Source organism: Chelatococcus sp. KU-N122 (assembly GCF_055391085.1).
In genome coordinates this window covers 2,093,440-2,120,273 of the sequence record NZ_AP043981.1, presented here as the reverse complement: position 1 = coordinate 2,120,273, position 26,834 = coordinate 2,093,440, and the positions used below count along the sequence as shown (strand labels likewise).

Here is a 26,834-nt window from a genome sequence, read left to right as displayed (position 1 = left end):
ATGGGCCGACTCAACGGAAAGACAGCGCTCGTCGTCGGTGCCGGTCGCGGCATCGGCCGCGCCATCGCCAAGTTGCTCGCGGCAGAGGGCGCGAAGGTTGCGGTTCTTTCGCTCACTCAGGCAAACGTCGATCAGGTCGTTGCCGACATTCAGGCCGCTGGCGGAACTGCGCTCCCGGTCGTGGCTGACGTAAGCGACGCCAGTCAGATCCAGGCCGCGGTGGAAAAGGTCGTCGCGGCGTATGGCGGTCTCGACATTCTCGTCAACGTCGCCTTTGACCCGTCCGTGGTCACGGCCTCGATCATCGACCTCACAATCGAGCAGCTACAGCGCAACTTTGACATGGGCCCGATCGCCTACTTGCGCACGATGCAGGCCGCCTATCCGTACCTCAAGGCCAGCGGAGAGGGTCGCGTCATCAATTTCGCCTCGCTGGCCGGGATCACGGGTCTGCTGCCCTACGGTCCCTACAACCTGGCGAAGGAGGCTGTGCGTGCCCTGACCCGGACCGCTGCGCGCGAATGGGGCGCTAACAAGATCACCGTCAACAACGTTCTGCCGGTCGCCGACACCTGGGGCGCGGCCGCGGCCAACGCGCCGCCGCCATCGAACGCACTCGCCCGCTTCGGATCACCGGACGACGACATTGCCCCGGTCGTCCTGTTCCTTGCCAGCCGGGATGCGCAGTTCCTGACTGGCTACAGTCTTACGCCGGATGGTGGCCAGATCATCGACGCCGCGCGCTGAGCCCCAACGAGGCGCCGGACCTCGACGCCTCACCGCAGCCGTCCGGATCCTGGTTCGACGCCGTCGGCGGCATGCTTGCATTGGGACGATTGCTGCACGCGATCGGCATGCTACGCGCCTGGCATTGCTTGCGGCGGCTGCGCGTCTCGTCGTTACCGCCGGGCACATCTGAGGAAGGCGAAAAGGAACGGGCGGGCTGGCATGAGCCGGATGCATACGCACCGTTTCTGCACAGCCTGTCTCGTCACCCGCGCCGGGCGCGGCATCGGCCGGGCAACAACGCCCAAATCGGTGGCCGAAGGAGCGCATGTGGCGCGCCATGCCGTCACGGCGTCGCGGTCTTGCCGGGATTGCCGAGCCCCTCCGCCAGGCTGCGCGGATCGCGCAGTCCCCAGCGGCCTCGCTCCACGGTGGAAAAGAAGCGCTGCACCTCTTCGTTGAAGGCGCCGGGCTCTTCCAGATTGATGGCATGGCCGGATCGCGGAAGCATCCAGAGGCCGGCGGACGGGATGGTGCGCTTGAGGAACAGGTTGACGTCCAGGCAGGGCTCGTCCTCGTCGCCGACAGCGAGCAGGATCGGCGTCGTGAGCTGTCTGAGCTCATCCTCGAAATCGTAGAGCGACGGGCGGATCGCCTGGTAATTGCTGAGCGTGAGCGCCGAGCCTTCGGCCGAATGCTCGCCGAGATGCCGGACGAATTCCTGCCAGCCTCGGGGATCCTTGTTCTGCAGCTGGACGCGCGTGGCGCCGAGCCCGACCGCAGGCGCGACGGCGGCCGATCCCGCCTCCAGGAACTGGCGAGCCATGGCTTCGGCATGGGCCTTGAAGGACGCACGGTGCTCGCGCGCGGCGCCCGAGCCACAGCCCGCGACGACGATGGCGCTCGCCATGCCCGGGTACCGCAGGCCGAACTGCAAAGCGGCATACGCCCCCATGCTCAACCCGACGATGTGAGCTTTCTCGATGCCGAGATGACGCGCCACGGCCGCGATGTCGTCGGCCGAATGAATATAGCTATAGGAGTCCGCAGCGCTCGGCACATCGGACGGTGGGTATCCGCGGGCGTTGAAGGCTATGCAGCGATAGTCACGTGAGAAGAAGCGGAGCTGTGTCTCCCACTCGCGCAGATCAGAGCCGAACTCATGCACGAAGATGATCGGATGGCCGGTCCCGGCTTCTTCGTAATAGAGCCGAACGTCTCCTGACTGGGCATACGGCATCGTCCCTCCCTCGGGCCTGCTTGCGGCCGTGGCGGCCGTCCCGACCCTTGATGCGGAGAGTTTCGTGGCTGACGCTCGGCGATGTCAATGGCATGCCACACGTGCAAAATCGCATGCCAGCCGAGTGGAGCGCTTCTGGTGGCTCTGCACACGAGATTTGACGGTTCAGGCGTTGGGGGAGCCACCGCGCACCCTCGCCCCGCTTGCGGGGAGGGGTGAGGGGGCGTCGCCGTGTGGCATGACCGGCTGGAGCCCTCTTCTGAAAGCCCCCTCACCCGGAGTACGCAAGCTACGCTCGCGCGCTCCGACCTCTCCCCGCAAGCGGGGCGAGGTACGCAGTTGCATCGCCGTACGCCTTGTTGCTGCGACGGAGCCAAGGCGTCAAAATCACTATGCAGAGCTTCTACGGCGCGCGCACCATCCGATGCACCAGCCGGGCCGTGGTGTCGGCGAGGGCTTGCGCCGACAGCTTTCGATCCGCCTTGAACCAGGAATAGGTGAAGTTGATCATCCCCGAGACCAGCCTGGTCGTCGTCTGGATGTCGTCGACCTGAAACAGCCCCTGGCTCTGCCCGTTTTCAATGACGCCGGCCAGAACCTGGTCGAAGGCGCGGCGACGCCGGTTGATCTCGGCGAGATGCGCAGGCTCCAAATTCTTTTCCTCGCGGATGAAGACGGCGACAGACACCTTCTCCTGCACAATGACGCGAACAAGACCGCGGATAAGCTCGTCGAGCTGCTGCTCCGGCCCGGCGTCGGACGCAGATACACGCTCGGCCATCTCCAGCGTCAGCGCGCTTCCGATCTGGCAGACGGTGAACAGGATGTCCGACTTGCTGTCAAAATACGTATAGATGAACTGCTTCGTCGTCTTCAGATCGGCGGCGATGGCGTCGACTGTCGTACTGTCGTAGCCATTTTGATAAAACAGCTTTGCTGCAGCCTTGACGATGCGATCCCGCTTGAAGGCGATGACCTCGTCCCGCAACCTCGTCTCTCGCCTCGCCATCCGCCGAAAGTCTCCACGCCCCGATCGCCGTCGAAATGCCGCGCCCGTTTCCGGCACGGACCATTCTGGGTTCGCGCAGGTAAGTCAAACCAGGCGGCGTGAGACGATCGGCATGGCTCTGGCGACGATTCCTGCTGCTCGATCGAGCCACGACGCGACGTATCAGCGTCATGCGCTCGTGGCGGCGGCCATCGCAACGGATGCAAGGATAGTTGCGCGGCAGACGATGGAGACCGGCCGTGCCCGGGCGGCCGGGTCGGCAAGCCCCGAGCGCCTGGACCTCCGGCGAGATCGCCCGATCGCAGGAGATGCGCCCTACAGCGCCGCGCCGCCGTCGGCGTCGATGACCTGGCCGGTGATGTAGTCGGACTCGGGCAGGCAGAACAGCAGCAGGGCGCCGGCGGCCTCGTCGGGCGTGCCGGACCGGCCGAGCGGCGTGTGGGTGGCGAGGTCGTCCAGAATGGCCCGGGTCAGCCCCACCCGATGCTGCCGGCCCTCGACGGTGATCGCCGTCTCGCCCTTGATCTCCTGGGTCAGCCGCGTGCCGATCAGGCCGAAGGCGACGCTGTTGACGTTGACGTGATAGCGTCCCCACTCCCGCGCCAGGCTCTTGGTGAGGCCGACCACCGCCGCCTTGGCGGCCGAATAGCTGATCTGCTTATAGGCGCCGTGGGTGCCCGAGACGGACGAGACGCTGACGAACTTGCGATGGCGCCGGACGCCAGCGGCATCGTCCCTGGCGACCTGCTCGCGCAGCACCGGCTCGAACGCTCGCGCGATGCGGAACACCGCCTTGAGATGGACATCCTGCATCGCATCCCACTGTTCGTCCGTGGTGTTGGCAACGCCGGCGTTCCAGATATAGCCGGCGTTGTTGACGACGATGTCGGCGCCGCCGAACTCACGGAGCGCCGTCTCGAAGAACCGGGCTGGAAAGTCCGTGGCGGTGACGCTGCCAGCGCAGGCGACGGCGCGGCCGCCGCCGGCCTTTATCGCGGCGACGCTCTCTGCCGCCGGCGCCTCGTCCAGGTCGTTGACGACGACGGCGGCCCCGTCCGCCGCCAGCTGCCGCACCAGGCTCGCGCCGATGCCCCTGCCGCCGCCGGTGACGAGCGCCACGCGCCCCGTAAGCCGTGCCATGGTACTTGTCTCCCGCTTTCGGGCCCACGCGTCATGGCCGGGCTTGACCCGGCCATCCATCGAAACAAAGACGAAATTCGTCCAAGTAACCGCGACAGCTCCGAGGAATAAGAGTTCAGTTCTTTAGTGGATGTATGGCCGGGTCAAGCCCGGCCATGACTCGGAGGGATCAGTCCACGAAGTCCCAGCTCTTGCCGTTGAAGCGCTGCAGCTTCATGTAGGTGACGACCGCATAGTTCTCCGGCGAGGTGTTGATGCGGCTGTCCGGCAGCAGCAGGCCGACGCGAAAATCCTTCAGATTCGCCGCCTGCTTCATGATGTTCTCGCGGGTGAGGTCGTCGCCGGCCTGGCGCAGCACCTGCTCGATGGTCTGGGCGTAGGCGTAGCCGGCCGGGTTCAGGCTGTCGTTGACGTCGGCGCTCGGGATGTTCTCCTTGGCCCAGGCCAAAAACTCCTTCACGTCCTTGTCGTCGGCCCACTTGGGATCGGTGACGTCCTTCATGAAGCCGGCGGTCATGATGCCGGTGGACTTGTCGAGGCCGGCCGGCTTCAGCGTGGCGCCCACCGAGGCGGCGCCCAGGTGCAGGTAGGTCGCCGGCTTCCAGTTCAGGTCGGCGATCTTGGAAATCGCCTGGGCGCCCTGCTTGGAATAGGTGAACAGGAACAGCGTGTCGGCGCCCGAGTTGTGCAGGATCACCAGCGGGCTGTCGACGGTCGGATCCGCCGCCTGGAAGCTCTGCGCGGAGACGATCATCTTGTCGGCCTTGTCGCCGAGGCCGTCGCGCAGGCCGCTGAGCAGGTCCTTGCCGAAGTCGTCGTTCTGGTAGAGCACGGCGATCTTGGCGTTCGGGTTCGTGGCCAGCACGTGCTTGGCGTAGAACTTGGCTTCACCGTGCAGGTTGGGCTGCCAGCCCATGGTCCATGGGAACTTCTTGGGATCGTTGAAGGCCGACGAGCCGGCGGCGATGAACAGCTGCGGCACCTTCTTGGCGTTGAGGTAGCTGCGGATGCTCATGTTGATGGGCGTGCCCAGCACGCAGAAGATCAGCGCCACCTCGTCGTTCTCGACCAGGCTGCGGGCATTCTCGACCGCCTTGGGCGGCTGGTAGCCGTCGTCCTTGCTGATGAAGGTGATCTTGCGGCCGTTGATGCCGCCCTTGGTCTTGTTCAGCCAGTCGAAGTAGGCGCCCTGGACCTTGCCGAGCTGGCCGTAGGCCGACGCCGGGCCGCTATAGGCGATGGTCTGGCCGATCTTGATCTCCTTGTCGGAGGTGCCGGGCCCGTATTTGCCCTCGGCCAGCGCCGCCGCCGGCGCTGCCGCCAGCGCCGCGGCAAGCGTCAAGCCCAGCCATCGTGAGCCGACGCGATCACGCGTTTCCATGGTTGTCCTCCCCATTTGTCGCTTGGCGGCGCATTGGTGCGCCGCCTTTTTCATTCGCCATTGATCGGCATCCGGGCGCCGACGTCAACGCCCCTCGCGGCTCGCTATTCGGCTGCGGCCCGCTCCAGCTCGGCGAATTCCTTGCGCCGGGGGCCCATGAAGCCGAACAGGAAGCCCGCCACCTTGCGCATCTGGATCTCCTCCGAGCCCTCGGTGATGCGGTAGCGGCGGTGATGGCGGTAGATGTGCTCGAACGGCTTGTGGCGCGAATAGCCGATGCCGCCGTGCACCTGCATGGCCCGGTCGGCCGCCTCACAGCACAGCCGGTTGCCCCAGTAGTTGCACATGGACACCTTGTCGGAGAGCACCTTCTCCACTTCGGGATGAGGCATCTGGTCCATCTCCCAGGCCGTCTTGCGGATCAGCAGCCGCAGCATCTCGGCCTGGGTGGCGAGCTCGACCAACGGCCACTGGATCGCCTGGTTGACGGCCAGCGCCTCGCCGAACGGCTTGCGCTGGCGCGCATACTTGACGCTCTCGTTGATGCAGTAGACGGCGGCGCCGAGCGAGCCCGCCGCCTGGCGGATGCGGTTCTCGTGCACGAAGGACTGGGCCAGCGCCAGGCCGAGCTCGGGCGGGCCGAACTGCGCGTCATCGGGCACCCAGACATCCTTGAAGCTGACCCGGGGATGGTCGGTCGGCATGTTGAAGGTCCACAGGTACTCCTCGACCTTCACGCCCGGCGTCGAGGTCGGCACCAGGAAGCAGGAGATGCCGCGGCCGTCGCCGTCCTTGCCGCTGGTGCGGGCGAACAGCGCGCAGTGGGTGGCCACATGCATGCCGGTGGTCCACATCTTCTCGCCGTTGATCAGCCAGCCCGGCTTGCCGTCGCGGCTCTGCCGCACCGCCCGCGTCTCCATGTGCGTGGCGTCCGAGCCGTGGTGGGGCTCGGTCAGGCCGAAGGTGATGCGCCGGGTGCGGTCGAGGGTGCCCGGGATGAACTCGTCCTTCTGCGCCTGCGTGCCGAAATCGCGCAGCATGACGATGAACGGAAAATTGCCGACGATGGAGTGCTCGTTCTGCAGGTCGTTGTGCAGGCCGAGCCCCTTCGTGGCGAAGTGCTCGCGGATGACGGCCATCCACAGGTTCGAGCCGTCCTGGCCGCCGAACTCCTTGGGCAGGCAGAAGCGCAGGTGACCGGCCTTGTCGGCCCGACGCTTGGCCTCGGCCAGCAGCTCCTCCCACTCGTGCCGCGGCAGGCCGCCGTTGTCCCAATCGGTGCGCGCGTGCTCGCGGCGGTGGTCGAAGAAGCGGATGTTGTCGTCCTGCTGCTCGAGCGGCTTGATCTCCGTCTCGATGAAGCGGTCGAGCTCGGCGAGATAGTCGACGAGACCCTGCGGCAGATTGAAGTCCATGGTGTCCTCCCGTTCAGGTGCCGGGCGGCGTCCCGGCTCATCTTGCGTGCACGCGCCGAGGGCGCGCTAGCTTGGCCGGCTCAGGTCTCGGGCGCGGCGATAGGCCGAATAGCCCGGCTGGTCGACGGCGAGCTTCTCCAGCGTCGTCGCCCACAGGTGGTCGACGAGGCCGGGCGTCGCCGCATCGAGCTTGCGGGCGGCGATCGCTTCCGCGAGCTCCTGGTTGAGCTCGTCGAGTGCGCCACCACGCCCCAGCAGGCCTTCGAGACGCGTGCGCTCGGCCTCCTCGGCGGCGGGCGCCAGCTCCAGCTCGCGCCGCACCAGATCGACCGCGTTGGCGGCGACGCGGACGTGAAAGGCCAGGTGGGCGGGGACTGCGGCCATGACCTCGTCGCGCAGGAAGGCGGCGACGGAGCCCAGGATTTCCGGTGGCGTGGGTTCGTCCTGCATCGGGCTATCTCATCCTACCAACGGGGAGCGATCAGGCTCATGAGATCGATTTCGGTTTCCGAGGCGCGCCGGGCGATCATGGCGCGCTCGACCGTGGTGTCGACGCCGCTGCGGAACGTGGCGGTCATCCCCGTGCAGGAGATGCCCCAGCGCAGCGAGCCCATGGCCTCCCAGAAGCGCACGCGCTCGACGTCGACCAGCTCGCCGCCGGCCGCCTCATAGCCGGCGAACAGCTCCTCGCGCGTGCCGAAGCCGCCGGCGGGACGGTCGAGCGCGCCGAAGCGCCACGAGTTCACGCACAGCCAGCCGAGATCCTCCATCGGATCGCCCAGATGGGTGACCTCCCAGTCGAGCACGGCGCGAATGCCGTCGGGGCCGATGATCAAATTGCCGTTGCGGAAGTCGCCGTGCACCAGCACCGGCTCGACCTCGCGGTCGGGGCAGCGGTCGGCGAGCCAGGCGAGCGCCAGCTCGAACACCGGCTTGGCGACGTTCATCTGGCGATAGCGCCGCTCGACGTCGGCGAGCTGCGCGCGCGCCTGGCTCGTCCGCAGCGGCGGCAGCTCGGCCTTCGGCACGCGGGCGACGGCCGCGAGCACCTCGCCGCACTGGCGGGCCAGGATCCGGCGCGCCGGAGCGAAGGCTGCGTCACGCAGGATCTTGCGGGCGATGGTCTCGCCCTCGACGCGCGCCGTGACGAAGCCGCGGCCGATGCCATCGTGCGGCTCCAGCACGTGAAGGACAGGCGGCACCGGCACGCCGCACGCGCCGGCAGCCTTGATCACGGCAGCTTCGGTCTCGAGCCCCGCCGCCGTGTCGGCCTGGCGGAAGCCGCCGGGGGCGCGGCGCAGAATGAGCGGCACGGGCCCGGCATCGCCGTCCGCGGTGAACGCCCAGGTCTCCTGGCTGGCGCCGCCGGAGAGGCGGACCAGGCCGGAGATGCGCTCGCCGCCCGGGACCAGGCGCGGCGCGAGCCGGCCAAGCCCGTCCTGCAGCAGGGCGCGGTCGTCGGCCGGCGTCGACGGATCGGCGGCTGCTGGCATCGCCTGGGCCATGGCTCAGCCCTCCTCGCCGTCCGACCACCAAGGGTACTGGCTGGGCATGTCCTCGGACACCTTGCCCGGGAACGACGGCGGGCGCTTGTCCAGGAACGATTGCACGCCCTCACGCACGTCGGCATGGCGGCCGCGCTCGATCGACATCGGCCCGTCGATGGTGAGCAGCCCGTACGGATCCGGCGCGCCGGCGAAGCGCCACAGCAGCTGCCGCGTCAGCGCGACCGACACCGCCGACGTCTCCGCCGTGAGCTCGTGCGCGATCGCCTTGGCCCGGCCCAGCAGGTCGCCGGGGGCGACCGCCTCGCTGGCCAGGCCCCCGCCACCGCCTCCTCGGCGCCGAAGATGCGGCCGGAGAGGGACCAGCGCAGCGCCTGCGGCAGGCCGACGATCTTGGGCAGGAACCAGGCGCTGCCCGCCTCCGGCACCAGGCCACGGCGGGCGAAGATGAAGCCGATCTTGGCGCCTTCGGCGACGATACGCACGTCCATCGGCAGCGTGAGCGTGATGCCGACGCCTACCGCCGGGCCGTTGATGGCGGCGATGGAGGGCTTGCGGCAGGAGAAGATGGCATCGACGAAGCCGCTGCCCGCGCGCGGGCTGCTCTTTGGCAGCCGGTTGCCGAAGACGCCGGCGCCGTGCTCGCCCGCGGTATTGAAGCTGCCGGCGCCGCCCGACACGTCGGCGCCGGCACAGAAGGCGCGCCCTGCACCGGTGACGATGACGGCGCGGACCTCGTCGTCGGCATCCGCCGACCGGAAGGCATGCTCGATCTCCGAGCCCATCACCCCGGTATAGGCGTTCAGCTTGTCGGGGCGGTTGAGGGTGACGACCATGAACCCGCCGTCGATCTCGCACGTGATCTGCTGATACTCCATGAGCGTCGGCCCGCCTCCCGCTGCGACGGCCGACCCGCTGCCGGCCGCCGTCCTCCCAAGCAGCACCGGCGCGGCAGACGGCCACGCCGGCGTATTTTTAGAACAAGTTATAGATAAGCCACCGGGCGTCAAGCGCCGCAGCCGTGCTTGGGCCGCGCATGAACGACACCCACGAAGGACGCGCGCCCCGCGCCGGGATAGGACCCCGCCGATACAGAGCCCGCTCGAACCTGCTCAAAAGGATGCGAGCGCGCAGCCAAGACGGGGACGTCCCCACTTGATTTTTGCACCCATCGCAAGCTAGGCTATTGAGGTAGATGTCAGCGAAGCGGACTCCCGTAACGAGACCGCGGGGAGATCTCTTACAGCTGTCAAGAAAGTGACAGCGAACGGGCCTAGCCGCCGCCCGCCAGTGTTGGATCTACATCACTATACTGCTGCCGCGTGACCTCCGTGCGACGAGAGCCAGCCGCTTCGTCGTCCGATGCACTGCGGCTGCCGTCAACGCAGCCTGAATCATCTTCGGCCGACCCTGCGGCGCGTCCGCGGTCTAAGCGCTATCCCGTCTGAAACGGGCGGGCGCGCGGGCGTCGATGCGCAAGCAACCGAACTTGGAATAACGGATTGTCGTCGGGCTCTTGCCGCCTATACGGCGAATGACTCGTCCGCGATTCCGCGCGATTCCCGTATAGAGATAAGCCGCTCGCATCACGCGTTTTGTTACTTGCTATATAGCCGGCATATCGCTAAAGCGCCGAAGTGTTACCCGACGTTCGGCGATTCGCGCATTGCGAGTCTTGTTCTGCGACAAACTCGCGCGGATCAAGCGCCAAGGCCACATGCCGTGTCTGCTATACGGCATATACGGGTTCCAAGACTCCGTGTCTGGCAAAAAAACACCGTCTCTATCAAAATCCAACGCTTTTTTGCTTGATGTGAAAACGCCGTCTAGCTACACTCATGTCGTGAGGTAGGGGATATGGAATCGCTTAGCGCGAAACCATAGCGAGTTGGCCTATGTCGGCTCGCGACTCACGATCGTGTCGTTGCCGAGTAATCGTGCTTATTCGGCAATGAAGGAGGTGTATGGGGGTCTGCCTTCGACTCAATATCTCATTGGCTTGGCGGCGTCGGCGCTGCACCAACGCCCTGCGTTCGCGCGGTGAGCGAAAGCGGTTGTGCGTCTAGTGCTCGAATTGGAAAGCTTAATTCGGCTGAAAAGTCGATTTGAGTGAGGCGCCTATTTGTCATCGACGCTGTATTTGCGCAAGTAGAAAATAATATGCTTGTCCTGTTTGCCTGCAAGACCCCAGAGATGAGGTTGCACCAGGATCAGCCGCCTTATTCTTGATCCTAGCCGCGACGAATTCACTCAATCCGATCGCGCGGACGTAGCCGCATGGGAAGGGGGCAAGCTTCGGAACTATAATCGAATATGAGATCGGCGGTGCGGCTTGTCCGCAGGCGACATTTTGACTTTCCGCATGACGGTAAGCGCCGATAATTTACGGCGAATGCTGCATTTTGTTTGTATATAACTCGCCAAGAGGACGTCTTGCCGAGCAATCTACGCTGACAGACCTCGTAACCAGTGAGGCCTAAAGGCCAGATGCTATACGTACAATTATTTTTTTGAGCCTCGATTCACAACTCAACCGCGCACTATCGCGGGATGACCCCATTGGGCGACGCCGCTGCCGGCTCGCCCGCCCTGTTAACCACCATGGAGCCTGACTGAAATGCCGATTTATACAGATCCCGACAGCGGCGTATCTTACAACGTCTCGGCGCCGAACTTCCTCGGCCTCGTCAGCGTCACCGTCACCCAGGCGGACGGCAGCACCGAGACCTTCAGCAACGTTCCCCAGGGCAACGTTCTGGAGAGCGACGGCGGCACGCTGAACCTCATCGCCATTCCGATCATCCCGACGCACTACTTCATTCCCCCGACCATCGACGGATCGATCACCACGGTCCTCGCGCTCGGCGGCAACACCACGTTCCACATCGGTGGCACGGCCGTCATCAACACCGGCGCGGCGGCGCTCAGCGGTGTCACGATCGATGTCGACGGCGGTGACGTGACCTACGGTTCCGGCGTCGCGGCGGGCCTGACCGGCACCACCGTCAACCTGAACAGCGGCGGCACCTTCACCGGCAGCTACGACGTCCTCAACCTGGTCACCGGCACCACGATCAACTTCGACGACGGCGGCGGCACCTTCGTGATCGATTCCGAAGGCGCCTTCATCAACATCGCCGGCCTGACCATCAACAGCTTCGACATCACGACCGACCAGATCAAGTTCGCCAACCTGCCGACGCCGCTCAACAACTACACGATCACGACGGACGCCTTCGGCACCCAGACGATCACCGGCTTCGACGCCGACGGCAACCAGCTCCTGAGCTTCTCCGTCACCGACGGCAGCTTCCCGTCCGGCGCCTTCCTGGCGAACGAAGGGCCGCTGCACATCAGCGAAGACGGCGGCCTCATCATCGCCGCGTGCTTCCTCGCCGGCACCATGGTCGCCACCCCGGACGGCGCCGTCGCCATCGAGACGCTGACCGCCGGCGACCTCGTGCTGACCTCCGACGGCGTCGCCAAGCCGGTGCGCTGGCTCGCCAAGCAGACCGTGTCGCGCCGCTTCGCCGATCCGGCCAAGTCGCTGCCGGTCCGCATCCAGGCCGGCGCCCTCGGCGACAACCTGCCGGCGCGGGACCTCTATGTCTCCCCCGACCACGCCCTGCTGATCGACGAGTGCCTGGTGCAGGCTGGCGCCCTCGTCAACGGCACGACGATCGCTCGCGCCGACCTGGTCCCGCAGACCTTCGTCTACTACCACGTCGAGCTCGACGACCACTCGCTGGTCATGGTCGAGGGCGTCGCCGCGGAGACCTTCGTCGACAACGTCAGCCGTCGGGCCTTCGACAACTGGCAGGAGGCGCCCGAGGCGCCGGTCGCCGAGATGGACCTGCCGCGGGCCAAGGCCTGGCGCCAGCTGCCCCTGCACACCCGCGACCGCATCGCGGCACGCACGGGCGCTCTGTCCATCGGCGCCCAGCAGGCCGCCTGATAACCGCTTGGCGACCCGGACCACCCGCTCTGGCGGTGGTCCGGGCTCTCCTTGCCTCAGAAGAGCGAACCATGGCCGGCGGCCCGGGCAAGACCCGGCCGCCGGCCATGACGTTATGGAGTGCCGAATCGAACGCCGGCGCGTTTCCAGCTCTGGAGCGCCTTGCGATTGGGTGAGTCCAGCCGATCGCAAGGCTCTCCAGATTCAACTATGAGCATTTCACTGCCATTGGATGGGTCCGTCCAATGGCGGAATGCTCTAGGCTGCCTGGCTCAGGACCACATGCAGCGGTGTCTCGCCGTGCCGCCATGGGAGATGCGCCCCGATTCGGACGGCGCCGCGTCACGTGGCGTTCGATGCCTCGATAACTGGCAGCTCCGCACAGCTGCTTTGCAGGATTCTGTTGGTCGCCGACGGTGCAGCCGCGCCCCTCTCCGCGCTTGCGGCTATGGGATTCGCACATCTGAGGCTTGAGGCTAAACTCTTGTTCTGCAAGCGCAAAGAAGCTGGACGCCCCCACCCCTACCCCTCCCCGCCACTTCGTGGGAGGAGGGAGGAGCGCTTGCTTGTAGCCGTGGGAGAGGTGGCGAGCCGGCCAAACGAACGGCGTCCCCCTTGCGAGAAGGCTGTCGAGAGCATCTCCTCGGACATGCTCCATTTTTAGGATCGGGAGCACGCAGCGCTCCTGGGCGCAGCGGAGGGACTGGTGGGGGTGGGGTCCCACCGCCTCAACGACGGCAGAATCTGCCCCGTCGAGATGTGTGCATTCGATAGCCGCAGGCGGGGCGAGGTTGGGTTGCGGGAGCGGAGCGAGCGCAAACCGGGTAGGGCGTGAGAGCGCCGATCACGCCACGTGGCGAGGCCCAACACCCTGCCCTCGCGGTCGAGGTCCGGTGAGCTGCCAAATGCGGTGGCGAGCGAACGACCGGCCGGCCTGAGGGCCACCAAGCCCGTGGGAGAGCGGGGTCTTCGCTCGCCGGTCCATCAACCCCGAACCGTCGCGTGCGCCGTACGCCCGGCCGCCTCGGGCGGAGCCCCCTGCCCGCCGCAATCCATTTTGCGGCCGCCCCGACGCCGACTCAGAGGATTACAGTCGGATTTTGATAGTCCGCACGGAAGGTAGCTCGACAATAGAGCCGGCCTCCCCCCACTCTACGCCTCGTTACTTACTCTGCATACGTGCTGGCGGCAAACGCCTCGGTGCGTTACGTGGATTCGCGTTAAAGCGCACGCTCTTCTTTCGATGAGCCTCCCGACGAAATGATTTCGCCGGGGGCTTTTTTGCGTTTATACGCCATCTCCGTCAATTTATACTTCTTTGTGGTCGGCTTAATACTCCAAATTGGGTATTTGCCCGATTGACAACCATACGCCTTTTTCCCTATATCATCTTGTGCTGAATAGGGGGCGGACCGCGAGAGCGAACACCGGCTTTGTATGGGCCCGATGTCGAGATAATTCTTGCCGATTCACCGGCCGAGATCGCGTATATGTCACGTAATCATATTTACCTGGCAAGAATAAGTGGCTTTGGGGAGAGCGTTTTTTCGACTTGATCGTCCGATCACGCTGGAGCCGACGTTTCGTAGCGAGCGGTCATGTGAATTTCTAAGTGCAGGATCGGCGCGCCTGTTCCGCCATTGGCCGGACCGGATCAGCCGCTGCCTGCTCGGGCTAAAGCGTTTTGTGATCGGACGGTATCAGGCGACGACGAGAAGAGCGCTTCAGGTTTAAAAAATTGAAGTATTTCGATCGGTTCGGATGACCTCATCTGAAGAGCATAGAGCGGCAGCTGCGGTTTCGTCGGAGTTCCCGTCGCTCTAAGGCGCTCGCCCATCGGATGTTTTCATCTCGGCTGATCGAAATACTTCACGCTTTTGTGTCTAGGTCATTTGTTTTAATGCCTTCCAACCAACCGCGAGGCGCTTTAAGCTTTTGGTATTCGTCACGGACGCAGGGGCCTTCAGGTCGTCCGCCAGGTTTTTAGCGACAACGCAGGTGCTCAATGCGGCGACTGCGGCGGCGCCTGGTCGATCGTAAGACCGTGTTCACTTGGGAAGGGGCGGATTCAAGCGTTACTCGCTTGCTACCAGCTCGACGTGAGGCAGCCCGCGTCGCGGGACATACTATGTCGCAACGCGACCAAAGCTTTTCTTGAGCGTGCTTACGAGTCGATACCCGCGCTCATAGCCAGTTCACCACAACGGAGACCGATCAGATGCCAATTTACACGGATCCCGACAGCGGCGTATCTTACAACGTCTCGGCGCCGAACTTCCTCGGCCTCGTGAGCGTCACCGTCACCCAGGCGGACGGCAGCACCGAGACCTTCAACGCCGTTCCCCAGGGCAACGTTCTGCAGACGGACGGCGGCACGCTGAACCTCGTCGCCATTCCGATCCTGCCGACGCACTACTTCGTTCCCCCGACCATCGACGGATCGATCACCACGCTCCTCGCCCTGGGCGGAAACACGATCTTCCACATCGGCGGCACGGCCGTCATCAACACCGGCGGCGCGGCCCTGAGCGGGACGACCATCAACGTGGACGGCGGTGACGTGACCTACGGCTCCGGCGTCGCGGCGGGCCTGACCGGCACCACCGTCAACCTGAACAGCGGCGGCACCTTCACCGGCAGCTACGACGTCCTCAACTTCGTCACCGGCACCACGATCAACTTCGACGACGGCGGCGGCACCTTCGTGATCGATTCCGAAGGCGCCTTCATCAACATCGCCGGCCTGACCATCAACAGCTTCGACGTCACGACCGACCAGATCAAGTTCGCCAACCTGCCGACGCCGCTCAACAACTACACGATCTCGACGGACATCTTCGGCAACCAGACGATCATCGGATTCGACGCCGACGGCAACCAGCTCCTGTCCTTCACCGTCACCGACGGCACCTTCCCGACCGGCGCCTTCCTGGCGAACAACGGGCCGTTGCACATCAGCGAAGACGGCGGCCTCATCATCGCCGCGTGCTTCCTCGCCGGCACCATGGTCGCCACCCCGGACGGCGCCGTCGCCATCGAGACGCTGACCGCCGGCGACCTGGTGATGACCTCCGACGGCGTCGCCAAGCCCGTGCGCTGGCTGGCCCGCCAGACCGTGTCGCGCCGCTTCGCCGATCCCGCCAAGTCGCTGCCGGTCCGCATCCAGGCGGGCGCGCTGGGCGACAACCTGCCGGCGCGCGACCTCTACGTCTCCCCCGACCACGCCCTGCTGATCGACGAGTGCCTGGTGCAGGCCGGTGCCCTCGTCAACGGCACGACGATCGCCCGCGACGGCCAAGTGCCGCAGACCTTCGTCTACTACCACGTCGAGCTGGACGACCACTCGCTGGTCATGGTCGAGGGCGTCGCCGCGGAGACCTTCGTCGACAACGTCAGCCGCCGGGCCTTCGACAACTGGCAGGAGGCGCCCGAGGCGCCGGTCGCCGAGATGGACCTGCCGCGGGCCAAGGCCTGGCGCCAGCTGCCCCAGCGCACCCGCGATCGGATCGCGGCGCGTGCGGACATCCTCTCCATCGGCGCCCAGCAGGCCGCCTGATACCAGCGACGCTTGCCGGGACCGCTTTCGGCGGTCCCGGCTCCATGAATCACATCATGGCCGCTGGCCGGGTCGTACCCGGCCAGCGGCCATGATGCTGTTTGGAGCGCCGGGCCTCGAAGCGGCAGCTCGACGTTCAGCCCCTCCTGCCAGGCCGCGTGATCATCTGTCGCGCTCGTCTGTCGGACGGGTGCAGCCGTCCGACAGACGAGCCGCCTGGTGGCTGAGCGCTCCGTCGAGCTCGTTCAGCAGGTCGACGACCGCTTGCGGCAGGGGCTGCCGCACGACATCGGACAGCCTCTCGGCAATGGCGCGGCCAAGCATCAGTGATACGGCGGCCTCGCTGAAGCGCAGCGCGGCGTTGGTGTCTTCAGGTGTCATGCCGGATCAACCGCCGAAGCCGGGGGTGGGTTTCACCAGGACCCCAAAAAGCATTCGGCTAAAGTTTCCGAAGGGTTAATCGAGCCTCCGGTGGACGTCTCGATGGTCGCGCGCCCCGCTGCGGCGACGAACGGCGCCGGGTCGTCAGATGGATCTGCCGACGCCGGCCCAGAACGGCTCCCTGAGCTTGCGCTTGAAGATCTTGCCCGTGTCCTCGCGCGGCAAGTCCTCCGCAAGGACGATACGCCTGGGAACCTTGTAGCTCGCGAGCCGCTGCCGCAGATCAGCGCGAATCGCCTCCTCGTCCAGGTCGGCGCCCGCCTTGGGCTGGACGAAGGCGCACACCTGCTCGCCGAACTCCTCGTCGGGAATACCGAAGACGGCGCAATCGGCGACGCCGGGAACCTTCAGCAGCTCCGCCTCGATCTCGGCCGGATAGATATTGGTGCCGCCGAAGATGATCATGTCGCCGGCGCGGCCGGAGAGGTGCAGAAAGCCGTCGGCGTCGAAGTAGCCGACATCGCCTGTAGCCACCAGCCGGCCGCGAGCCGAACGTTGCCGCTTGGCATCGTCGCCGTGGTAGGTGAACTCGGGGTAGTGGTCGCGGCCGCAGACGATCTCGCCCTCCTGGCCCGGCCCCAGGGCTTGGCCGTCCGCGCCCATGATGACGATCTCGCAGCCGGGAAGCGCGCGACCGACGGTGCCGGGATGGGCGAGCCACTCCTGTGCCGTGCAAAAGGTCACGGCCCCGACCTCGGTCGAGCCGTAGTGCTCGGTGATGACAGGCCCCCACCAGTCGATCATGCCGCGCTTGATATGCGGCGGGCAGGGCGCGCCCACATGGTTGACGTGGACGATGCTGGAGACGTCGTAGCGGGCTCGCGTCTCCGGGGGTAGCGCCAGCATCCGCACGAACATGGTGGGCACCATCAGCACGTGGCTCACGCGACGGTCCTGGATGGTGCGCAGCACGCCCTCGGCGTCGAAGCGCGGCTCGACGACCAGGTTGGCCCCCAGGTTGTAGAAGGCGAACATCCAGCCATTGGGGCTCGAGTGGTAGGCGGGCCCGGGAATCAACAGCACGGCCTCGTCGATGGGCCGCGTCCAGCCGGCGAGGCCGCCGAGGATCTGCATCATGCCCTGGCTGGCCAGGGCCTGCTCGGGCGTCGGCGGCTGCCGGCGCACCCCCTTGGGCTGCCCGGTGGTGCCGGAGGTGTAGATCATCGACCCCGGCGAGGTCTCGAACGGCGGCTCGAGCGGCGCAAAGCCCGCCACCCACGCCTCCCAGTCGGTTGCGCCCGCCGGCACCATGGCGCTGTCGGCATCGACCCTGTAGGGCGCCATCAGGGCCGGCGGCGTCGCGGCGACCACGACCTTTACGCCGGCGGGCACCACATGGCCGATCTTCCGGTAGAGATCGGCATGGATCACCAGCACCTTGGCGCCGGAGTTCTCCAGCACGTAGCGCGCCTCTTCCGGCGTGTTGTGCCAGTTGACCGGCACCACGTAGGCGCCGACCAGGCCCGCCGCCAGCGACGCCTCCATGAAGGCGAAGTCGTTGCGCATGTAGACGGCGACGACGTCGCCGCGGCCGACCCCGAGGCTGGCGTAGCCCCGCGCCGCACGCTGCGCCCGCTCGTCCATCTCGGCCTTGGTCTTGATGCGGTCGCCGATCCTGACCCAGGATCCCGCCTCTGCGCTCATGGCGCCCTCCCCTCGTGCGGGCCGCAGCTTTGATCCCAGGGGAGCCTGCCGGGCCTTCGCTGCACAGCGGCGCGCTCAGCGCCCCACGAACACCGGCTCGCGCTTTTCCAGGAAGCTGCGCACCCCTTCCCGGTGGTCCTCGGTGTCGAACAGCCGGTAGATCACCTCGATGGCCCAGCTGCCGACCTCGCGCGGATCGCCGTAGCTGGTGCGGCGCAGCCCCTCCTTCATGTAGCGAAGGGCGAGCGGCGAGTTGCGGGCGATGCGGCCGGCCAGCGCCAGCGCCCGGGCCATCAGCTCGGCGTGGGGCACAACCTCGCTGACCAGGCCGATGCGGCCGGCCTCGGCCGCATCGATCAGGTCGCCGGTATAGAGCAGCTCCGCGGCCTTGGCCGGGCCGACGATGGCAGGCAGGCGCAGCAGGCCGCCGACGTCGCAGATCAGGCCGCGCCGGATGAACAGCTCGGCGAAGCTCGCCCTGTCCGAGGCGATACGAATGTCGGCGTAGAGCGCCAGCTCCATGCCCCAGCCCACCGCGGAGCCGTTGACGGCGGCGATGACCGGGCGGTCGCATTCCAGCGCGGCCATGGCCGCCGGCGTCGGCGGCCGGCGCACGACCGGCGCCGGCTTCGTCTCCGCCGCCGGCTTTTCGCCGGTCATCATCTCCTTGACGTCCTCGCCGGCGCAGAAGGCGGGATCGGCGCCGGTGACGACGACGCAGCGCACCTCCGCATCGGCGGCCGCCGCCCGGAACGCCGATTCCACCTCGTCGTAGGCCCGCCGGTTCAGCGCGTTGCGCCGCTCCGGCCGGTTGAGCGTGATGCGCGCGATATGGTCGCCCACCTCGTAGAGCACGCATTCGAAGGCGCTGGTGGGGATCGCCGGCCTGATGGTCATGGGGTCGCCCTCACTCGCTCTTGACGGTTTCGCTCAAGACCGGGCCGGTGGGATCGAAGCCCTCGCCCTTGAGGCGGATCGGTTGCATGCGGATGATCGGGACGTCGTTGGTTGGGCGCGTGTTGACCGTGATGCCATCGAACCGCAGCCCTCCCCTGACGGCGGGTGGCCTACGGGTGCTTTGCCCGTGGCTCGACAGCTCCGCCGCTGTCCCTCATTTTTATAACATGATATAGTTTCCCGAAGACGTCAACCGAGGTCCGGATGCGCTCTCGCGCGCCCGGCAAGCGAGGGAGCCGTCCGATTGCGAAAGAGCGCTCCAAATTCAAGACGTTAAGAGCACGTCTCTGCTATTGGATGATCCCATTCGAGGGCGAAATGCACTAGGCATGGCAGCTGGCCGAAGTTTGGATAGGGCATGGAGAACAAGCGCGAAGCGGGAAAGAGCGAGCGGCGGCGGCGCATCATCCTGGCCGCCCGCGAGCTGATCCGCGAGACGGGGGACGCCGGCCTGTCGATGCGGGCGCTCGCCGCCCGCGCCGGCGTGAGCCTGGCGACGCCCTACAATCTGTTCGGCTCGAAGCGGGCGGTGCTGGTGGCCGTGCTCGAGGACATCAAGGGCTTCGGCCATCGCTTCGCCGGTTCCAGTGCCCTCAACCCGCTCGACAAGCTGCTGCGGGCCGCCGAGCTCGCCATCAGCTATTATGAGGAGGATCCGGCCTTCTACCGGGTGCTGTGGACCAGCGTGCTCGACGCCGCCGGCGCCGAGGAACGCGACGCCATCTTCAACCCCAAGCGCCGGGCCTTCTGGATCAAGCTGCTGGACGAGGCCGCGGCGGCCGGAATGCTGATGGAGGGGATCGACACCGGCATGCTGTTGCGCAGCCTCGACTACGGCTTCCGGTCGGTGATGCTGCATTGGGTCATCGGCGAGGTCGAGGTGGAGAATCTGCAAGCCGCCGTGGGCCTCGGCTACGCGCTGGCGCTGCGGGGCGCCGCCTCGGCCGAAGGCCAGGCGCTGCTGGCCCCGCGGGTGCTCGCCTTCCAGCGCGCTCTGAGCGAGGGGACGGCGCCCGATCAGGGCGCTGTCACGGAAGAGGTGTCATGAACGCCCTCCGCTCGAGCAGGCGTCTCGGCTGATGGATGGCCGGGCCGAGCCGGCCCATCCGTCCGCTCCGCCTATCGCCCGGTGAAGGCGGGAGCGCGCTTCTCCAGGAAATGGGCGACGCCCTCCTTGAAGTCGGCGCTGTCGAACGACTTGACCATCTCCTCGTCGGCCACGGCCCAGGCGGTGTCGAGCGACTGGAACAGGCCCTCGTAGACCTGCCGCTTCATCACGCGGATCGAGCGAGGCGAGGAGTTGGTCACCAGCTCGCGGGCGATGCCCTGGACGGCGCCCAAGAAATCCGCATCCGGCAGCACCCGCACCAGCCCCATGCGCTCGAGCTCCGCCGGCGTCGCCGTACGGGCCGACAGCAGCAGGTCCAGCGCATTGGTGACGCCGACGAGCTTGGGCAGCATCCACGAGATGCCGTGCTCGGCGATCAGGCCGCGCCGGGCGAAGGCGGTCGTCAGCTTGGCGCTCTCGGCCATGTAGCGGAAGTCGCAGAACATCGCCATGCACACGCCCATGCCGGCGATCGGGCCGTTGATGGCCGCGATGACCGGCTTGGGCAGGCGCAGCATGTAGCTGAACCGGCGCTCGAAATTGTCGTCGATGTCGCTGTTGCTGCCGCGCGCCTCGGCTTGCGGCGTGCCGGCGTCGGCCGGCCGGTCGCCTGCCGTGATGCCGCTGAGCAGGGTCATGTCGGCGCCGGCGCAGAAGCCGCGGCCGGCCCCGGTGATGACGATGGCGCGCACCTTCTCATCGTCGACCGCGGTCTCCACCGCCTGCCGCATCTCCTTTTCCATCGTGCCGGTCCAGGCATTGAGCTTGTCGGGCCGGTTGAGGGTGATGGTCGCGACCAGATCGTCGACGGAATAAAGGATGTGCTCGTAGCTCATGGCGCTCTCCCTGATCGCTGCGGTCAGCCTGTTTGAGAGCCACCATAGACGGCCGGGCCGCGATGGGAAGCGCGCCGGCCGCATCCGCGCCCATCGGGGCGGCGGAGGGACGCGCGGGGTGCGCCGGCGAGGCCCGTGCGCCGGCCGGGCTACGCAGAGTCGGCCGGCAACGGTGTCGAACCCGCCATCTGGAGCGCGCCTCGCTGATCGGGTGTTTTCAGCCGATCAGCAAGCGCTCCGAGACCCGCCGAAGCGACCGATCTCCGAAGGGCCGGGTGCGCCTACCAGCAGCCCCAACCGTTGCAGCGATAGTAGTACGGACGCGGGGCCGTCGCCGCGCCGATGAGCGCGCCGCCCACGACACCCGCCGCAGCGCCGACCGCCACCGCGCTCGCCGCCTGATCGGCCCGCTGCCTGTTTTGCTGATAGTTTACATTCTGACAGCGCTCATAAGCGCGGGTCCCCGGCCGCAATCCGGAAGCAGAACACGTCACTTGCGCGTCGATCATCGAATCCTGTGGCGACTGACATGCAGCGAGCGTGAGTAGAAGTGCACCTAGGATGAGCGGCTTATGCATAAATTAACCCTACGGCAACCACACGATACGCGGCGGCTATAGGCAGCGGTCTCGGATGGTGTCAACAATGCGGCGGCAAACAAGGCCGTGATCGATCATCGGGTCTCGGTCTCTCGCCTCGAACGCGCTGGGCGAAATTCCGCGCCGGAGCTTCCGTTCCGGCATCCCATGCGCTCGAAATATCATGACGATCACGCATAGAGCGTATGCACTGGACGCAGCGCAAGAGAGCCCGCGCGGTCGAATTCCGATCGACGCGAATCGGTTCCGAGGCAGGAGTAGTCATGATGCGCGCGGCGCGATCATGCTCAAACCGTGCGCCGTATAGGAAAACATGCGTAGACGCAAAAAGGCGACAAAAACTCACGGATACGCAGGACCTTCTATAGAATTGGCATTACCCTGCGCAGGCGGAATACATTCAGCTAGAAATCTACTTTCCATCTTGCTTGGCGAAACCGCGCGATCGGGCAGTTGCCGCGCCGACACCCGCAGCGCGGTCCGCATTCGTCGACGCCGCCCCCACGCGGCCCGTTTCGCCGGCTGCAGGCGGAGCCGAAAGGTCGCATCGCGGCGCACGCCGAGCGCTGCCAACCCCTGGCGGAGCCGCAGGATCTCAGTGCCCCGCGAACGACATCAGCGTGTGTACCGGCGTGCCGAGCTCGCGCAGCTTGTCGGCCCCGCCGAGATCCGGCAGGTCGATGACGAAGATCGCAGCCAGCACCTCGGCGCCGCACTGCTTGAGCAGCTTCGTGGCGGCGACCGCCGTGCCGCCCGTGGCGATCAGGTCGTCGACCAGCACCACCCGCTCGCCCGCCGCCACGGCATCGTCGTGCATCTCCATCTCGTCGAGGCCGTACTCGAGCGAATAGGCGATGCGGACCGTCGTGTGGGGCAGCTTGCCCTTCTTGCGGATCGGGATGAAGCCGGCCGAGACCTGGTGGGCGACGGCGCCGCCGAGGATGAAGCCGCGCGCCTCGATGCCGGCGACCTTGTCGATCTTCGACCCCGCCCAGGGCTGCACCAGCTCGTCGACGGCGCGGCGAAAGGCGCGCGGGTTGCCGAGCAGCGTGGTGATGTCCCGGAAGATGATGCCGGGCTTGGGATAATCCGGAATGGAGCGGACCGTGGCGGCGAGATCGGTCGCGAGCTGGCTGGTGATCATGACATCAATCCTGGGCGTCAGGTCGGGGCATCCGCCGTTGGATGGGATCATCCACCGGCACAGACATGCTCATCATCTTTGAATCTCGAGCGCTTCTCTTGCGATTGGACGGGTCCACCCGATCGCGGCCCCTCTAGGCATTGAGCACGCGGCCGGCCACGGCGTCGAGCTTGGCCAGCAGCAGCGGATCGCGCGCCTGCGGCGGCGTGATGATCGCCCCGTCGAGCGCCCGGTCGGACCCCGCGGGGCAGGCCTCGTGCTCGGCCGGGAAATCCTGCGCCAGCCGCGCCACCAGCCGCTGGGCCCGGTCCCCGTTCTCCTTGAGCACACGGACCACCGCGGCGACGTCGACGGCGTCATGCTCCTCGTGCCAGCAATCGTAATCGGTGACCATGGCGACGGAGGCGTAGGTGATCTCGGCCTCGCGGGCGAGCTTCGCCTCCGGCATGTTGGTCATGCCGATGACGTCGGCGCCCATGGCCTTGTAGGCGCGCGATTCGGCCAGCGTCGAGAACTGCGGCCCCTCCATGCAGACGTAGATGCCGCCCTTGTGGTGGCCGATGTTCTCGGCCGCAGCCGCCTGCGCCAGGCGCTCGGCGAGGCGAGGGCCGACCGGGTGAGCGAAGGAGACGTGGGCGACGCAGCCGCGGCCGAAGAAGGTCGATTCGCGCCGGACGGTGCGGTCGATGAACTGATCGACGAAGACGAACAGGCCGGGATAGAGCTCTTCACGGAAGGAGCCGCAGGCGGAGAGCGCCACGAGGTCGGTGACGCCAGCGCGCTTCATCACGTCGATGTTGGCCCGGTAGTTGATCTCCGACGGCGGCAGCCGGTGGCCGCGGTCGTGGCGGGCCAGGAACACGATCTCGGTCGCGCCGATACGGCCGCGGCGCGGGGTATCGGACGGCTCGCCCCAGGGGCTCGCGATCGCCTCCTCGCGCACGTCCTCCAGGCCCGGCAGGTCGTAGATGCCCGAACCGCCGATCACCCCCAGCACCGCCTTGGCCATCCTCGACCTCCGTTCCGTCGCCGGCTTCACGTATCCTGAGTGGATGGATGGCCGGGTCAAGCCCGGCCATGACGACGGAGGTGCCACCCGCTCGAGCGGCCCTCCGGACGACAAAAGGCCGGAGAAGCTGTCGGCTTCTCCGGCCCTCGTTCACAAGCTCATGCCGCGCCGCGGCTCAGGCCGGCTCGGGATGGTCGTGCAGCGGCGCCCAGACCTTCTTCTTGACGAAGTAGACCAGTCCGGCGAGCACGATCAGGAAGATGAAGACCTTGAAGCCGGTTTCCTTGCGCGCCATCATCTTGGGCTCCGCCGCCCACATCAGGAAGGCGGAGACGTCCTTGGAATACTGGTCGACGGTCTCGGGCGCCTGCGGCTTGCCGTCCGGCCCCTTGTAGTCGATCTGCCCGTCGCTGAGCGGCTTGGGCATGGCGATGACATGGCCGGGGAAGTACGCGTTGTAGTTGCCGCCGGGCGGCATCTGGAAGCCGGCCGGCGGCGTCTCGTAGCCGGTCAGGATGGCGTGGATGTAGTTCGGCCCGGTTTCCGCGAACTGGGTGAACGCGTCGATGATGAACCTGGGGAAGCCGCGCTCGTAGGTGCGGGCCTTGGCCATCAGCGACAGATCCGGCGGCACCGTGCCGCCGTTGGCGACCGCGGCCGCCTGGTCGTTCGGGAACGGACTGGGGAAATGATCGGCCGGCCGGCCGGGCCGCTCGAACATCTCGCCCTGGTCGTTGGGGCCGTCCTGGACCTTGTACTCGGCCGCCAGGGCCTTGACCTGGCCTTCGCTGAAGCCGGGGCCGCCCGGCTCGGCGAGATTGCGGAAATACAGGAACTTCATCGAGTGGCAGCTGGAGCACACCTCCCGATACACCTTGTAGCCGCGCTGCAGCTGCTGCTGATCGAAGGTGCCGAACGGGCCGGCGAAGGTCCAGCTGATGGCCGGCGGCTCGCTGCCGCCATGCCCGCCGCCGCCTGATTCGGCCGCGCGCGCCGGCAGGGAGAGCGCAACCGCAGCCGCAGTCAGCAGGCCGGCAGCGAGGAGGGTCTTGTTCATAATGCGATGCCCCTTCACGACTCAGCCCTTCGTTTCGGGGCTCGCCACGGCCCCCGCCGGCCCGGCCGACACCGCGGCCGCCGATCCGCCCCTGGGGCGTTCCAGAACCGATTCGGCGATCGAGCCGGGCAGCCGGCGCGGCGTCTCGATGAGGCCGAGCAGCGGCAGGATGACGAGGAAGTGGACGAAATAGTAGATCGTCAGGATGCGCGCGGCGATGGTGTAGCCGCCCTCCGGCGGCTTGGCGCCGAGGTAGCCGAGGCCGATGCACACCAGCACGAACACCCAGAAGAACTGCCGATACAGCGGCCGGTAGGAGGCCGAGCGCACCCGCGAGGTGTCGAGCCACGGCACGGCGGCGAGGATCAGCACCGCCGAGAACATGGCGATGACGCCGCCGAGCTTGGAGGGGATGGCGCGCAGGATGGCGTAGAAGGGCAGGAAGTACCACTCGGGCACGATATGCGCCGGCGTCACCGAGGGGTTGGCCTCGATGTAGTTGTCGGCGTGGCCCATGTAGTTGGGGATGTAGAACAGGAACCAGGCGAAGAACAGCAGGAAGACGACGGTGCCGACCGTGTCCTTCAGCGTGGCGTAGGGCGTGAAGGGGATGGTGTCCTTGCGGACGTTCTTCACCTCGACGCCGGTCGGATTGTTCTGGCCGACGTGATGCAACGCCCAGACGTGCAGGATGACCACGCCGGCGAGCATGAACGGCAGCAGGTAGTGCAGGGCGAAGAAGCGGTTGAGCGTCGGGTTGTCGACGGCGAAGCCGCCCCACAGCAGGGTGACGATCCAGGTGCCGACACCCGGGATGAGCTCGTCGAAGGCCGAGAACAGGTTGGTGATGACGGTGGCGCCCCAGAAGCTCATCTGCCCCCACGGCAGCACGTAGCCCATGAAGGCGGTGGCCATCATCAGCAGGAAGATGATGACGCCCAGGATCCACAGCACCTCGCGCGGCGCCTTGTAGGAGCCGTAGTAGAGGCCGCGGAAGATGTGGATGTAGACGGCGATGAAGAACATCGACGCGCCGTTGGCGTGCATGTAGCGCAGCAGCCAGCCGAAGTTCACGTCGCGCATGATCGTCTCGATCGAGGCGAAGGCGAGCTTGGCGTTCGGCGTGTAGTGCATCGCCAGCACGACGCCGGTGACGATCTGCACCACCAGCATCATCATCAGGATGGCGCCGAAGGTCCAGAAATAGTTCAGGTTGCGCGGCACCGGGAAGGCGATGAACGAGGAATGGATGAGCCCGCCGATGGGCAAGCGGGACTCGAGCCACCTGGCGATGCCGCTCTTCGGAACGTAAGTCGAATGGCCTTCCATGATGGTCGCCTGTCTCAAAAGAGGAAGTCGTTTCGCCTCAGCCGATGGTGATCTTCGTATCGGAGACGAACTTGTAGGGCGGCACGGGCAGGTTCGTGGGCGCGGGTCCCTGCCGGATACGGCCGGAGGTGTCGAACACCGAGCCGTGGCACGGGCACAGCCAGCCCTCGTACTGTCCCTGGTGGCCGAGCGGCACGCAGCCCAGGTGCGTGCAATTGCCGTACACCACGAGCCACTGCGCGTGACCGTCCTTGACGCGCGCCGAATCGGCCTGCGGGTCGCGCAGCGTGCTGACGTCGACGTCCTCGGCCGATGCGATCTCGACCTTGGTGCGGTGGCGGACGAAGATCAGCTTGCCGCGCCAGAACAGCTTGACGATCGCGCCTTCGGCGACCGGCGCCAGGTCGAAATCAACTGGCGCGCCGGCGGCGATGGTGACCGCGTCGGGCTGCATCTGGCTGATGAACGGCCACACGACCGCCGCAACACCGACCGCACCTACAGCGCCCGTTGCAATGTAGAGAAAATCGCGCCGCGTCGGCTCGGCGGCAGTGATGGTATCGGCCAAGACAGGCTCCTACGTGAATGACGTCGCCCCCGCGACCTTTGCCTCAAGGCCGGCAGCCGGCGCACAAGCGCGGCGCCAAGCCGGTCAAAAGACGCACGTCGCACGAAACACGCACGCCGGAACTCCGCAATGCGACCGTCGGTCGCCTAGACCCATTCAAAAACCAAAGCGCTTGCATCGATCGCAGAACCGGTTGGCGTCATTGCCGCCCCGTG

The 26,834-nt window shown here is 66.5% G+C and carries 20 protein-coding genes and 1 pseudogene; 4 read left to right on the top strand and 17 right to left on the bottom strand.

The genetic code is table 11. The features are described 5' to 3' along the window. Entirely contained in the window at positions 1-747 is a 747-nt protein-coding gene (locus ACZ5PO_RS09435) for an SDR family NAD(P)-dependent oxidoreductase (RefSeq protein ID WP_464192629.1), read from the top strand. Positions 748-1,072: 325 nt separating this feature from the next. Here ACZ5PO_RS09435 and ACZ5PO_RS09430 read toward each other — a convergent pair whose 3' ends face one another. From ACZ5PO_RS09430 to ACZ5PO_RS09395, 8 genes and pseudogenes are all read right to left on the bottom strand, one after another. Continuing rightward, positions 1,073-1,966: an alpha/beta fold hydrolase gene (locus ACZ5PO_RS09430; RefSeq protein ID WP_464192627.1), complete on the bottom strand. Its 894-nt coding sequence runs from the start codon at positions 1,964-1,966 to the stop codon at positions 1,073-1,075. A gap of 403 nt (positions 1,967-2,369) precedes the next feature. After that, positions 2,370-2,954, bottom strand: coding sequence for a TetR/AcrR family transcriptional regulator (locus ACZ5PO_RS09425; protein WP_464192624.1), 585 nt, complete (start codon positions 2,952-2,954; stop codon positions 2,370-2,372). A 336-nt stretch (positions 2,955-3,290) separates the two neighbouring features. Continuing rightward, entirely contained in the window at positions 3,291-4,115 is an 825-nt protein-coding gene (locus ACZ5PO_RS09420) for an SDR family NAD(P)-dependent oxidoreductase (RefSeq protein WP_464192622.1), read from the bottom strand. Between the two features lie 169 nt (positions 4,116-4,284). Continuing rightward, positions 4,285-5,496, bottom strand: coding sequence for an ABC transporter substrate-binding protein (locus ACZ5PO_RS09415; protein WP_464192620.1), 1,212 nt, complete (start codon positions 5,494-5,496; stop codon positions 4,285-4,287). A 104-nt stretch (positions 5,497-5,600) separates the two neighbouring features. After that, on the bottom strand, positions 5,601-6,911 hold the full coding sequence (locus ACZ5PO_RS09410; RefSeq protein ID WP_464192617.1) for an acyl-CoA dehydrogenase family protein: 1,311 nt from the start codon (positions 6,909-6,911) through the stop codon (positions 5,601-5,603). 66 nt (positions 6,912-6,977) lie between these two features. Then, complete coding sequence (locus ACZ5PO_RS09405; protein WP_464192615.1) at positions 6,978-7,361, bottom strand: DUF6285 domain-containing protein; 384 nt, start codon at positions 7,359-7,361, stop codon at positions 6,978-6,980. Positions 7,362-7,375: 14 nt separating this feature from the next. Beyond that, positions 7,376-8,359: a phosphotransferase family protein gene (locus tag ACZ5PO_RS09400; RefSeq protein ID WP_464196776.1), complete on the bottom strand. Its 984-nt coding sequence runs from the start codon at positions 8,357-8,359 to the stop codon at positions 7,376-7,378. Between the two features lie 60 nt (positions 8,360-8,419). Then, positions 8,420-9,294, bottom strand: a pseudogene (locus ACZ5PO_RS09395) (enoyl-CoA hydratase-related protein). A gap of 1,739 nt (positions 9,295-11,033) precedes the next feature. Here ACZ5PO_RS09395 and ACZ5PO_RS09390 point away from each other — a divergent pair. Next, entirely contained in the window at positions 11,034-12,371 is a 1,338-nt protein-coding gene (locus ACZ5PO_RS09390) for a Hint domain-containing protein (protein ID WP_464192613.1), read from the top strand. 2,218 nt (positions 12,372-14,589) lie between these two features. Continuing rightward, on the top strand, positions 14,590-15,927 hold the full coding sequence (locus tag ACZ5PO_RS09385) for a Hint domain-containing protein (protein WP_464192610.1): 1,338 nt from the start codon (positions 14,590-14,592) through the stop codon (positions 15,925-15,927). Between the two features lie 162 nt (positions 15,928-16,089). On the opposite strand, the gene ACZ5PO_RS09380 is transcribed toward ACZ5PO_RS09385, so the two are convergent. The 3 genes from ACZ5PO_RS09380 to ACZ5PO_RS09370 form a co-directional block, all read right to left on the bottom strand. Further along, entirely contained in the window at positions 16,090-16,308 is a 219-nt protein-coding gene (locus ACZ5PO_RS09380; RefSeq protein WP_464192608.1) for a hypothetical protein, read from the bottom strand. A gap of 144 nt (positions 16,309-16,452) precedes the next feature. Further along, complete coding sequence (locus tag ACZ5PO_RS09375) at positions 16,453-18,012, bottom strand: acyl-CoA synthetase (protein ID WP_464192605.1); 1,560 nt, start codon at positions 18,010-18,012, stop codon at positions 16,453-16,455. Positions 18,013-18,087: 75 nt separating this feature from the next. Continuing rightward, positions 18,088-18,909 (bottom strand): enoyl-CoA hydratase/isomerase family protein, encoded by an 822-nt coding sequence (locus tag ACZ5PO_RS09370; protein ID WP_464192603.1) that lies wholly within the window; start codon positions 18,907-18,909, stop codon positions 18,088-18,090. A gap of 418 nt (positions 18,910-19,327) precedes the next feature. On the opposite strand from ACZ5PO_RS09370, the gene ACZ5PO_RS09365 reads away from it, so the two are divergent. Next, positions 19,328-20,017, top strand: coding sequence for a TetR/AcrR family transcriptional regulator (locus ACZ5PO_RS09365; protein WP_464192600.1), 690 nt, complete (start codon positions 19,328-19,330; stop codon positions 20,015-20,017). A gap of 71 nt (positions 20,018-20,088) precedes the next feature. On the opposite strand, the gene ACZ5PO_RS09360 is transcribed toward ACZ5PO_RS09365, so the two are convergent. The 6 genes from ACZ5PO_RS09360 to petA all read right to left on the bottom strand — a co-directional run bounded on the left by ACZ5PO_RS09360 (position 20,089) and on the right by petA (position 26,619). Continuing rightward, complete coding sequence (locus tag ACZ5PO_RS09360; protein WP_464192598.1) at positions 20,089-20,913, bottom strand: enoyl-CoA hydratase; 825 nt, start codon at positions 20,911-20,913, stop codon at positions 20,089-20,091. A gap of 1,194 nt (positions 20,914-22,107) precedes the next feature. Then, a complete protein-coding gene (locus ACZ5PO_RS09355) occupies positions 22,108-22,656 on the bottom strand; it encodes an adenine phosphoribosyltransferase (RefSeq protein WP_464192595.1) in 549 nt (182 codons plus the stop codon). 133 nt (positions 22,657-22,789) lie between these two features. Continuing rightward, a complete protein-coding gene (locus tag ACZ5PO_RS09350; RefSeq protein ID WP_464192593.1) occupies positions 22,790-23,665 on the bottom strand; it encodes an S-methyl-5'-thioadenosine phosphorylase in 876 nt (291 codons plus the stop codon). A gap of 175 nt (positions 23,666-23,840) precedes the next feature. Then, the gene (locus tag ACZ5PO_RS09345) at positions 23,841-24,722 is read right to left on the bottom strand and encodes a cytochrome c1 (RefSeq protein ID WP_464192591.1); all 882 of its coding nucleotides are present in this window, start codon (positions 24,720-24,722) and stop codon (positions 23,841-23,843) included. A gap of 21 nt (positions 24,723-24,743) precedes the next feature. Further along, on the bottom strand, positions 24,744-26,051 hold the full coding sequence (locus ACZ5PO_RS09340) for a cytochrome b (protein WP_464192588.1): 1,308 nt from the start codon (positions 26,049-26,051) through the stop codon (positions 24,744-24,746). Between the two features lie 37 nt (positions 26,052-26,088). Then, entirely contained in the window at positions 26,089-26,619 is a 531-nt protein-coding gene (gene petA / locus ACZ5PO_RS09335) for a ubiquinol-cytochrome c reductase iron-sulfur subunit (RefSeq protein WP_464192585.1), read from the bottom strand. Between the last annotated feature and the right edge of the window lie 215 nt (positions 26,620-26,834).